This window comes from Mycobacterium sp. 050128, assembly GCF_036409155.1.
Lineage (GTDB): Bacteria > Actinomycetota > Actinomycetes > Mycobacteriales > Mycobacteriaceae > Mycobacterium.
Genome location: NZ_JAZGLW010000017.1, coordinates 1 through 11,906 on the forward strand (window position 1 = coordinate 1; position 11,906 = coordinate 11,906).

The following is an 11,906-nucleotide window of genomic DNA, read 5'->3' on the forward strand; positions in this document are numbered from 1 at the left end:
CATCACTGACCGGTGGCGGGTTGCCGACGGCCCGCTACATTCGGCCGGGATGCGCTGGAGCACCTCGAGCAGGCTGTCACCCGAAGCGCCTGGAGTCAGGCTTTGGAGAGTTGGTGCGGGCAATAGAACTTCGCCGAGATCAGCGCGAAGTCCGATGCCATCTCCATACTCATTCCGGGGTTGTGGTTTTTCACGTCGTGCACCAGCTCCAGGCCCGATTCGCCGTTGTTCAAGGATGAGCACACAGCTCTGCCGGCCGCGATGGCAGCACTTTCGCTGGAAAAGGTGAAGCCGGCTTGGCGCAGCGTAGCCAGGAAGGCCCCGTCGTCACCGTCGGGGTCGGGCACTGGTTCGGCGTACGCCGGCGCCGCGAGGCCAATCATCGCGAACACACCGAGTACCGCGAATAGCCGTTTCATGATTACCTTCTTTCGTGCTGAGCCAGATCACTGAATCAGGTTGTTCCTCAACCTAATTGCGCATCTCCGGACGGGATGACCTTGGACTTCTTCTTTTTTAGGTGCACCGCGTGGATACCCGGCTTCTTGGCCAGCTGCTCGAGCAGCGCGTCGAGACCTTTCTCATCGACGTTGTGATGCTGCACGGTTTCGGGCTTCTCCGAAATCTGTGCCACCAAACGTTTCAGGTGTTCCGGCGAGTTCTTATCTTTGAGGTCTTTGAGCGGTTTCATCCGGTTGCGGACACCGGCGTTTACCACGGTGGGACCTCCGGCGCCCATCGCGCTTCCGAGCATTCCCGCCATTCCCAACGAGCTGAACAGGCTTCCCTCGCTGAGCGCCGCCGCCGGGATGGCCTCCGGCCCGGCGGCCGTCAAGGCGGCGGCCACCGTCCTGATCGCCGGCGTCGACGAGGCCCAACTGGGCGGAACCGTCAGCGATCCGACCAGCGTGCCCCGAGCGAAACCCGCCGTGGGCGAGATCGCGTCGAACAGGGTGCCCCGGGTGAAGCCCAACGCGCCCAGACCAGCGCCCAGCGCGTCTTTGGGGAGTGCGCCGTACGCCACCGGAGGCGCGAACTTGAGCCATTGCGACACAGGGAAGTTGATCAGCAGCCCGATGTCGTTGAACCCGGTGGTAAAGCTGAGTGGGCCCTTGAGGCCGGTGTACACAGCGTTGACCCACGCTGATCCGTTTGGCCCAAGGGCCGAGTTGAAGAGCCCGTTGATGAAGTTTGTGTACTCGGTGGCGAGCTGCGAGAGAAATTGCAGCGGGCCGCCCGAGGTCGCGCTGGCAGCAGCTGCGGCCGCTGGTGCCGCGGCTGCCGCAGCGGCTGTGGTTGGTGCGACCGCAGCCTGCATCTCCGTGCCTGCGGGGTTGGTCGTCTGCGGCGCCTCGGTGAACGGCGCCAACTCGGACGCAGTTGCCGAGGACGCGAAGTAGGTGTCCATCGCCTCGCCGTCCTGGGCCCACATTTCGGCGTATTGCGCCTCGGTGGCGGCGATCGCCCCGGTGTTCTGCCCGAAGAGGTTGGTCGCCATCAACTGCGTCAGCAGTTCACGGTTGGCCGCGATCAGCGGCGGCGGCACGTGCGCGGCGAATGCCGTTTCGTACGCGCCCGCCGCCTCGGTCAATTGGGCCGCCGTTTTGGCGGCCTGGGCCGCCGTTTGCTGCATCCACGCCACGTAGGGCGCGGCCGCGGCCGCCATGGCCAACGACGACGGACCCACCCAGGCCCCGCCGGTCAGATTCGAAACCACCGACGAATAGGCGGTCGCCGCGGACTGCAATTCGGCGGCCAGGTTCTCCCAGGCCGTCGCCGCCGTCACCAACGACTCCGCTCCCGGACCGCTGTACATCCGGCCCGAATTGAACTCGGGTGGAAAGGCTGCGTAAAACATCTTTAGTCCTCCAGCTCCGGGATGACGATGATGGTGGCGGCGGCGGGGTCCGCTTCGGCGACGAGGCTGCCGAGGGCGGCTGCCGTCGCGGCATTGCTGCTCACCGTGTGGGTCGAGGTGGCGGCGACGGCGCGACCGGCCAGGCTGGACAAAGCCATCTGGCTGAACGCGCCTTCCTCGCCGATCAGCGATGCGGCCGGGACGGCCGCCAGGTTGGCGGGCAGCGACTGCGCGAGCATCCTGATGTTCGGGGCGGCTTCGGTCCACCCCTGTGGCACCGACATGCTTCCGACCAAAGCCGATTTGCCCATCGAGCCCGTCACCGGCGCCCCGCCGACAGCGGAGCTCAGCATGGGGTGAACGGCGCTGGGCACCCTGGTCAGCGGTTCCAACGCCCCCTTGATGAATTTCGGCCCGGACAGATAGGCCGCGGCGCTCTGCCCGTTCTGGCCCCAGGCGTACGCCTGACCGAACGACAAGAACGGACCACCGGGTAAGGAAGTTAAGCCCTGCAGGGAATACGGGCCCGAGGCGATGGTCGAGAAGATGTTGTTCCACGCGGTCAGGGCCGGCGGCACTGGCGGCAAGGTGATTGGTGACGTCGCCGCGGGCGCCGCGGCCGCCAGCTGGGACACCTGTGTCGCGGCATTGGTGCCCGACGAGGTGCTCGACTGAGCCACCGCGGCCGCCTGCCTGCCCGAGGCGGATTCGTTCGTGGTCTGCGGCGGCTCGGTGAACGGCTGCAGCCGCGACGCCGTCGCCGACGAGCCGGCGTACCCGTACATCGCGGCGGCGTCCTGCGCCCACATCTCCATGTACTGGGCTTCGGTGGCCGCGATCGCCGGGGTGTTCTGGCCCAGGATGTTGGTGGCGATCAATGTCGCGAGCAGCGAGCGGTTGGCCGCGATGACGGGCGGCGGCACCGTCGCCACGAAGGCCGCCTCGTAGGCACCCGCGGCCAGCTTGGCCTGAGTGGCCGCCAGCTCGGCCTGCGCTCCCGTCGCGCTCATCCACTGCACATACGGTGTGGCCGCGGCGGCCATCGCGATCGAGGAGGGACCGGTCCAGGGACCGACGGACAGACTCTGAATTGTCGAGCCATACAGAGCCGCAGTCGAATAGAGCTCGGCGGCCAACTCGTCCCATGCCGCCGCGGCGGCCAGCATCGGCCCCGATCCCGCACCGACATACATTCGACCGGAGTTGATCTCCGGCGGTAACGCCCCGAAGTCCAACATCTCATGCCCCCTCAACTGGTCGCAGCCGCGCCGGCGGCTTCACTGCTTGCGCAAGAATCCGGGCAATCGCCCCCCCGTAACGGTGTGCTGGGTCCCCCTGTAGAACGTTGTGTCGCCGTAGATCTCGCGCCTGGCCGGGTATTTCTCCTCGGGGACCAGGTGGATCTCTGAGGGTGCCCCTCGTATGCGACCCGCCCAGCAGATGAAGGCTTCGCCGCACAGGAGGTGGCGTTTGCCACCGGAAGGCCGCCGGTAGCGGTGTCGCTCGTTAAATCCGTTGTGCGTAGCCATCTTTAGTGGTTCCGTCGGGTCGGATTAACGTCGACAGGCCGAAAATCTTCTGCCGCGCTGGGGTGTAGGCCTACCCAGTTCGCGAGGGGTCGGCGGCCTGGGTGGCCTGCACTGGTTCGGGCGCATTGCGGGCCAACAGCCGCCACACCATTGGGTAGGCGGTAGCAAAGCCTAGCCACATACCCACCCACATAAGCAGCCAGAACGCGGCTGTCGTGGGTCCGTAGTGCAGCACGAATGCCACCAAAACCATGATCGCACCCATACCCAGATCGAAAGCCAGGATCGCCAGCACCGAAATCCGCACCGCCATCTGGAGTCGCCGAGCCGTGGAAGGAATCTGATCAGCCAGCGAACGGTACTCGAAACCGATTAGCAGTGGCAGCGCGAACACCGCAATCAGCAGGATCATTGCCCAGACATGTTTGCCAGCGATTGTCCACCCGGTCCACATCACGAGGGGCACCGCAAGGGTGTGTCCGATGAATGACGCGGCCCCGCCCGCGATGGTCTGGGTGACCGCGGTTACCCCTAAACCCCATTGGGGCGACCACTGTTGCTGTTCTTGCCATTTCGTTGTGAGGGGCCGACCCCATTTGTAGTAGGCCCACAGCGCCAGCGGGCCGGAATAGACGGCGGTGATCGGCCAAACGGCTTCCATCGCACGCTCCGGCTGGCGGTAACCACGCACATAAATGTCGACGATCATCATCGCGGCCACAACGAACCCCGTCCACGTGATAATCCAGCCGGCGATGGTGAGCCACGTCGGCGCTGTACCCATGGCCATATTCATATTCATGACGTCACCGCGTCCCTTCACCAACGGTGCTGGCGCCGATCGGATATCTGCGCGGCATCGCGCCGGTCGTTGTGCGCTGGGGGTGAATAGCTTCTCCCGAGCGCAAGCTCACATTGAGCAGCATTTTCTTTATCCTCCTTTGATGGGTAGTTGTTAATCGTTGCGCGCAGGGGGTTCAGGCCACGCGTACCCCGAAGGAGTCCGCAAGCCGAGCTGACGCTTCGGTAAGAGCAGCCCCGCGACAATGTGACGCCGACGCCGCCGTGGCTATAGTCGTGCGCGATTGGCGCCCCTGGCTCGCGCACACCGGTGCTACGGAAAGGCCGCAGCTCCAACCGTATTGGGTCAACTGTCTCTAGCCGAGCTTTCTGCAGGATCGGCGTGAAGTCGATGCAGCGCTTGAGGATCTCCCGTGTCGGCGGGTAGTTGTTGAGGGTGAGGTCGGTTTCGCATTCGCCGGGTTCGACCAATCCGTCGAGCAGAAGGTGGTCGTCGGCGCGTGGCGCGATGAAGACCACGTTACGGTCCTCGGTGCTCGTGTCGATTGCCAGCGCAGGGTCTACGGTCACACGAGGCATCGCGGTGCCATCGTCGAGCACCCACGGTCGGAGACCACGGTGACATTCCAGCGGTGAGGCGCCAGGACTAACGCGGCAGCGCATCCAGTTACCCCGGTGCCGATCACTGGGGCACTTGGGGGTTCGGTTCGATTGTGCTGTCATGACCACACCGCCTGTCGCTTGTTAACGATCTGGGCTGCGAGGCAGCGAGTGCGTTGGAGGTTCCTCATAAAGTTCTCTTTTCTGCATCAAAATGCCGCGACGTTGTGCGGCGACGGATCTGAACATCGCCCACTGGCCGCGGTAACCGAGCACCACGGCGGGCGCAGATCGATCAGCGACGAGAGATGCAGAGGCGGGTCAGGATAGCTTGACCCGATTGATGGACGACAACATCAACGGGGCGGGGAGGGCCTCGCGTTGTCGACCGGACCGGCCCGGCCAGCGAAGCAACCATGGCCACAACCGTGACGATGAGGTCAAGCGCAACCAAATCGGGTATTCGGCATGCCGGCATTAGAGGAGTACCGGCCTTGAGTCCCACCGAACAGCAATCGACACCCGCGCTCGGCCTGTGCGGCGATTCAGCAACCATCGTTTTGCCAGCAGCGGTCAACACGGACCCGCCGTGAAGCGCGGGGTGTCCCGAATGGGGAAGGTGGCAACCAGCAGTAATACCGAGCAACCAAACAGCGACCGCCGCGCTGGTTACGTATCGCAACCAGCGTTTTGGATGACGTTCCCGGGGGCGCATAGCGACCTTCACGCTAGCATTTCCGGGGGGGTATATGCCAGAGATCGCTGGCATAACAGCTGTCAGTCCGTCTGAAAAGACCAGACTTTCCAGGAAAAAGCGGCGACCGATGCCGCGCCGGGCGACGTTTGCCCAATCGATGAGGTACCTACTACCTGTAACGGGTATCAATGGCTGTACGTCGTCGGCGGAGGCAACCGAGCGGCAGATCAGATCGCCTAGGGTCTTCATCGTCTGCCTCTTTTTTCGTTGGCCGTGCGTGCATCGCGTCGCTGATCGATGTGGCATGTCAGCGCGGTTGTCGCGTTCGGGGTGCGCGAAACTGCGGCCAGCGACACCCGGGGGCAAGTGCTGGTCGACGCGGACCCCCTCGGGCTAGCGCAAACCTCACCAGGGCGTCATCATTGTTAGCTTCACGCTAGCCGTCGCGAATCAATTCGATCGTCAGTTCCAGCGCGGGCCAGGTATGAGCCCTGGACTCCCCGATGGCTCCACTCGATGGCGGCGGCGTACGCCATTTGGTAGACACGGGACCAGCGGAGGTCAGTCTGTGCGCAGGGATGACGTTGCACACCAGACGTTTCAGTCGCTTGTTGTGTTACGCGAACTTGCTCCATTCGCGTTATCTCTTCATCCGAGACCGAAGGCCCGCCAGGATCAGCCACGCGGTAGATCTGGACCATTGACGAGATCCCAACGATGAGAACTGTTATGCCCACGATGGTATGCAGGAGAATCCGGGGCTTTTGGGAACCCTGTTCCGTGATGCGCAACATGACGAGGCCGATCACGATTGCCAGCAGGGCGGCTGAGAAGTGACCATTGTGCTGCCACGGGCGGCGAGTTGGTGCAAGAGGGGGCTGGGGTTGGCCGTCAAGTGGTAGAGCCAGAGCCCGGCGTTTGCGGTGATTGGCGCCAATATCATTGTGGCGCTTGCCAGTATTAGCGTGAGCCACAACGATTGGCTCGTCTAGCGGCCGGCCACAATCCGCACACGATCTCCAGCAGTGCGGTCAACGGCACGAGCGCCGCGACCAAGTGAGGCCCTGTTCCCGGATGGCAATCGTCTCGCCCGGTAGCTAACTGCTTGGCAGAGTTGCGATTAGGTGTGACGCGAGACTTCCGCGGCTGGCAGAAGCTTCCTTGCGCGCACGCCCGCCGGTGATTGGACGGCGAACTCTCGCACTTACGATGGGTGGCGCGGTGGCCCGCAGGAAGGTCATCCACAACACGGTTGATTGCGTTGCGCGACGTGACCATTCCCGCGTAAGGGCGTCCGGCCGGCGTTGGTATGTGTGGATACACAGCGCGTCCGATATCGAAGCGCAGACCGATGACAGTGCCTGAAGCGAGTGGAACGAACTTCGCGAGCACTGCGGCCCGTTTCAACCTAGCCATCTTGACTGGCGGTATTCCCGCAGCAGCGTAATGCGTTGCCGGCGTTTGTCTTCGTCGGTCTCGCCGGACGCAAAGCCCTCCGAGAGTCCGTCTTGAGGCTGCATCGACTGGTCGTGGGGCGGACCGATTAGCCCCGGGTCGGCGATGGCAAGAACGGTCTGGGTCGTGGCCGCCGTCGAAAAACAACACGATGATGATGCACATCAAACAATCAAGCCGACGATCCACACCGAGCCGTTGCCGCACGTGCTGTCGTCATACATCGTGGTCGACGTGGAGTTTCGGGACCTTGCTCTCAATGGTGAACGGGGCCCGTACTACTTCGGGTTAGGCTTTTCGGACGGAGCGGCAGCCCGCTGGGTGTTTTAGGGCCGTTGGTCCCTACCCCGGCAGGGTATATGTGTGGCAGCGTCTAACGCATGACGCAAACTCCAGAAGCTAGGGAATCGATAAACGTGACTGGCCAGCCGAATTATGATGCGCGATCTGATCGGCCTAGTCGGCTGGGTCAGGCCGCTGCGTGGGTGGGCATCGTTGCCGGTGTCGTGTTCATAGTGGCGGTGATCTTATTCTCGGGGTTCTTCTTGGGCTTATCCTCAGGCGGCCCGTACAGCTGGCATCGGGGTTCCAACGTCGGCCGTGACGTTAGCTGTCCGATGATGGGATCTGGAGGCATGATGGGACCTGGCGGCGGCATGATGGGACCCGGTGGAATGGGTCCGGGCGGACCGACGGGTCCTCAGCAAACCCCGAGCACGACGGCACCTACCATGCCGCGGCCCTAACGCTGAGCAAGAATAAACGGGCTCGGAGCAGAAGCCACCCGGATGCGGCGTCGCGCCACTGCCTCACAAGCGCTCGCTAGTTCCTTGACATCTCACCGCTGGCACGTGGCGGATGGCACGGTTCAAAACTGGGACTGGGACATTCGTTTGCGCCGCGGGCACTCCGCACAGTTGGGCAATGGTGGCGGGTCAGCGTCGGACGGATTAAGGAGTGGATCGCGTGTTGTGTCCCTGCGGTCGGGTCGCTATTGGTGTCGATGTCGTTGTGTCGCTTGATAAAAACGCCGCCACCGACTCCACCCGCTACTGCCACCGTGGCGACACCGCCTACCAGTGCGTCCGGGTTTTGATTCGAGAGCGTACCGATCGCTCCAATCCGCATGGGCGACTTTCTGCCCCCACGTCCTACCACTTACTCTTACGGGGTAATTCATTCCAGGGGCTCTACGCTCGGTGGTGTGGTGACTAGAGGCGCGGGTGCACGAGTGGTGCTCGTCACGGTGGCCTTGCGACCAGGACCTGATCAAATGGGCGTGGAGCGACGAGCCGCTATTTCCTGACGGCAGCGCACTAAGCGTGAACGTGTCACTGATCCTGCCGGACTGCGATACCTACCGCGTCGACGTTCAACATTGCTGATTGTGTCGGGTTGTGTTCACCCGCCGCGACCATTGGCGCGGTGGCTCCGTTCACCGCAGCTGTGCTTACCGACCCCAGCAGCGCCGCGGCGATGTCTGCGCAGCGACGGCAACGCCCGCACGAGTTGTGCAGATTGCCTAGTGCCTAGTGTCTAGTGCCGCGGCGAATGTGACGCCCGCAGCGCGGGCGCACCGCAACGCCAGCCCGACGTCATCGTTCATCGTCTGGGATGAGCTGACTTATCACCTCATGATTTTCGCCGGGTGAGAGCATTGCCTCGGTGCCACCGAGCTGCCGGTGACTCTCAGCTCCAATGCGAGCATTAGTCTTGCCACGTCGTCGAGGCAGGTCGAATTCGCGGAGGCGTCCACCAAGGGGACCCGTCAACGGGATCTCTTTCGAAGTGCTCCTGCCAATGATCGGCTAGACCAGCGTTGGCTGCGTGACTGCTTCACAAGGACCCGACGGTTGCCATGGAGATGCGTGTAACCGGCGGTTAGCGAACAAATGATGGTGGCGACCGCCAGCATCTGGGACCCATTGGCAACCAGGCTAATACCTCCGCCGACCGAAGCGCCAACGACTAAACTTAGGTACAGCAGAAAGTATCCCAGCCACGCAGACGCGGAGCCGCCGTTGATGTGACGCTCGATACCCTGGCCCATCTTGACCAGCGTGCCGGTCACGTAGCTCAACGGGGTTGAGACCTCGCCGTCCTTCACAAAGAAGTGTTGAGAGCACCAACTCCGAACGCAACAAAAAAGGTCGGCGTAAGTGAGAGCTCGCCTGTCGCCGACCATCCGTGTGTGGCAACGCAGACCACAGTGGCAGCGGCCAGTGACAAGGCGGTGAGTACCGTCGGGCCATGGGCGTGCTCCACCCAAAAGTGGCGCCGGCATAACGATGCAACAACCACGCCAACGACGAACGCCGCCAACAGCAGTGACGCTGTCAGAGCCAGCCAGGGCTGATGGCGGAAGTACCCCAACGCCGCACGTTCGGTGTTGCCGGTCATGAACGTCACAAAGTATCCGGCGGAATGGGTAAATGCCGCGGCCCCAATCAACCCGGCCAACGCGGCCAGGACCCATGACAATCGCGTTTCGCTATCGAACATTTCGCGCATACGGCTAATTCTACAAAGCAGTCGGCTCCTGGCGGTGCGGGCGAGTAGTCCGCGGCTGGTTGCAACGCCATATTGGCGCCAGCCACCGGCCCGTCGCGAGTGTCGGCGGACAGGGGCGTCCTCAGCTGTGGCGCGGTTGGATGTCGGCCACGAGGAAACCGCGAGCGACATCCTTGTAGGCGAGTGCACATCTATGAAATTTGCTGCGCTAAAAGCTGTTTCGTGCTCGAAATCGTGTTGTTGTCTGCGCTGAAGGTGACATCCGCTTGCGCAGCGGTCCGCGAACTCGGCCGCGGGTCGGCGGAAGAGATTGAGCTGGAACGCATCTCACGTAGCTGAACATCGAAGTGCAGCAGTGTTCTGCGCTCACACTCGTTGCAGTGGGCATCGATTGACCAACGGCCGCGCCACCGTCCAACCGACAGTGTGCGCAGGGCGACTGTACCCCTGCAATCCCATGGGTGCCCGGAGGCCTCGCCGGTCAGCTGGTGTGACCCGCACTGGCTTTAACGCCAGCCGCGCTTATTTATTACCCCGGTAGGGTATAAAGTCGTGTCCGCGGGGGACAGTCATGGCGGTGAGCGCCGATTGCCAGCGGCAAGTCCGGTCCCCATTTCGACACGCCGGCCGTGGACCTGGTACGCCTCAATTGTCACAGCGGTGTGTCAGTCATTGGATTGTTCCTCTGGTGTTCAACGTAATTAATGTGCCTGCGTGATCGCCATCGGAGGCGTCTCGTCTTAGCCGATACGCGTGGGCGAAACTCGGAAATCACCGTCATCGCGACGTCGGCCACCATCGCGCCGAGCAGCGGCCAAAACTCACCGTACAGGGGCCAACCGCCCAGACTCTGGCGCGGCGCCTGCCCATCGCGTGGGTTCTGTCGGGCTACATCCGGAGAGGACTTAGGTCCCTACCCCCGCAGGGTATAACAGGTTAAGTTTGACGGTGATGAGGGCGACAGCCCTTGCATAGAAGGGAGAACATGATGAAGTCCCACAGCAAAACCGCGATCACACTGGCCGGCGGAGCAACCATTCTGGCCTTGGCGGTTGGATTCGGCGCAGGTGAATTGTCGAACAACACCACCACACCGATCGCAGACCCTGCCTCCAGCCTGACGCCGGCGCCCCCAGCGGATCCTTCTGCGCCGGCTACCAATGTCATTGTCCCCGATCCAAGTAACGGCGGGTGTATTCCGGGGTTGAATTGCGGCCCTATTAACCCGCCAAGGCCCACTCCCGCGAAACCGCAGCCGTGACCCAGGGATTCGTGTACACAACGTACCGATAATGTTCAGTCCGCTGCGCGGTCAGGTGATGGACGCTCACCCAGCCATGGGCTACGCGCGCCATGATTGTCCGGTTGGGGTGAAGGTGGCATTCGCCTGCGCTAGCACGGTATTGCTGGTAGCAGGATGCTCGACGGTCGTCGACGGGCGTGGGTTGTCGATGTTTGACAACCCATTCAGGGTGGGGGGACTGCTCGCGATTAACGGTCCGAGCGGGATTCGTTCCAACGCACCCGGTCCCACCGGCACGGTGGTCAACACCGACAACGGGAATATCGATAAGTTGTCGTTGCTATCGGTCAACGAGCTCGAGGACTACTGGCAGGCAACTTACGGCGAATCACTGAGCGGCACTTTCGTCCGGGTTGGCACGCTAGTCTCCTACGACTCCACCGATCCGACGAGTCCGATGGTGTGCCGCAACAAGACCTACCAAGTCCTCAACGCCTTTTTCACCTCAGGGTGCAACTTGATCGCCTGGGATCGGAGGGGGTTCATGGCGGTTGTGCGGCAGTACTTTGGCGACATGTCTGTCACTGCTGTGTTAGCGCACGAGTACGGGCACGCCCTGCAGCAGATGGCGAAACTGGTGACGAGGAAAGACCCCACCCTCGTGCGCGAGCAGCAAGCCGATTGTTTCGCAGGTGTCTATCTGTTTTGGGTAGCTCAAGGTAAGTCGCCACGCTTCACGCTAAGTGCCGCTGACGGGCTCGACCACGTGCTGGCCGGGATCATCACCACGCGTGACCCCGTGATGGACTCCGATGCCGAAATGGATGACGAACATGGGTCGGCGTTGGATCGGATCAGTGCCTTTCAGATAGGTTTCCTCGGCGGCCCCTCGGCGTGCGCGGGCATTACTGTGAAGGAAATCGAGCAACGCCGCGGCAATCTGCCGACGATGTTGCGGGCCAAGCCCGGCGAAGCCCCGGAGACCGGTGAGGTTTCGATCAACGAAGTGACGTTGTCGGCGCTGTTGGAGCTGATGGGAAAGATCTTTTCGCCGAAGAATCCGCCAACGTTGTCCTACAGGGCGGCCAATTGTCCTGGTGCGCAAGCCGGCCCGCCGGCGTCTTACTGTCCGGCCACCAACACCATTGTGGTCGACCTACCAGCCCTGGTGGCGATGGGGAGACCTGCTGACATGACAGAGCATGCCCTGCC

General features: G+C 62.6%; 7 protein-coding genes and 1 pseudogene. 2 read left to right on the top strand and 6 right to left on the bottom strand.

The features are described from left to right. Positions 1-95 precede the first annotated feature (95 nt). From SKC41_RS31180 to SKC41_RS31200, 5 genes are all read right to left on the bottom strand, one after another. Positions 96-422, bottom strand: coding sequence for a DUF732 domain-containing protein (locus SKC41_RS31180; protein WP_442931875.1), 327 nt, complete (start codon positions 420-422; stop codon positions 96-98). 44 nt (positions 423-466) lie between these two features. Beyond that, positions 467-1,858 (bottom strand): PPE family protein, encoded by a 1,392-nt coding sequence (locus tag SKC41_RS31185; protein ID WP_330981509.1) that lies wholly within the window; start codon positions 1,856-1,858, stop codon positions 467-469. A gap of 2 nt (positions 1,859-1,860) precedes the next feature. Then, the gene (locus SKC41_RS31190) at positions 1,861-3,096 is read right to left on the bottom strand and encodes a PPE family protein (RefSeq protein ID WP_330981510.1); all 1,236 of its coding nucleotides are present in this window, start codon (positions 3,094-3,096) and stop codon (positions 1,861-1,863) included. Between the two features lie 361 nt (positions 3,097-3,457). Further along, positions 3,458-4,099, bottom strand: a complete 642-nt coding sequence (locus tag SKC41_RS31195) for a DUF4396 domain-containing protein (protein WP_330981511.1) — start codon at positions 4,097-4,099, stop codon at positions 3,458-3,460. Between the two features lie 107 nt (positions 4,100-4,206). Next, complete coding sequence (locus SKC41_RS31200) at positions 4,207-4,788, bottom strand: hypothetical protein (RefSeq protein WP_330981512.1); 582 nt, start codon at positions 4,786-4,788, stop codon at positions 4,207-4,209. Positions 4,789-7,066: 2,278 nt separating this feature from the next. Between SKC41_RS31200 and SKC41_RS31210 the strand changes: the two genes are divergently transcribed. Then, a complete protein-coding gene (locus SKC41_RS31210; RefSeq protein ID WP_330981513.1) occupies positions 7,067-7,270 on the top strand; it encodes a hypothetical protein in 204 nt (67 codons plus the stop codon). A 1,438-nt stretch (positions 7,271-8,708) separates the two neighbouring features. Here the strand turns inward: SKC41_RS31210 and SKC41_RS31215 are convergent. Next, positions 8,709-9,451, bottom strand: a pseudogene (locus tag SKC41_RS31215) (DUF1275 family protein). 1,337 nt (positions 9,452-10,788) lie between these two features. On the opposite strand from SKC41_RS31215, the gene SKC41_RS31220 reads away from it, so the two are divergent. Next, a partial coding sequence (locus SKC41_RS31220; RefSeq protein ID WP_330981514.1) for a peptidase occupies positions 10,789-11,906 on the top strand: 1,118 nt, incomplete at its 3' end.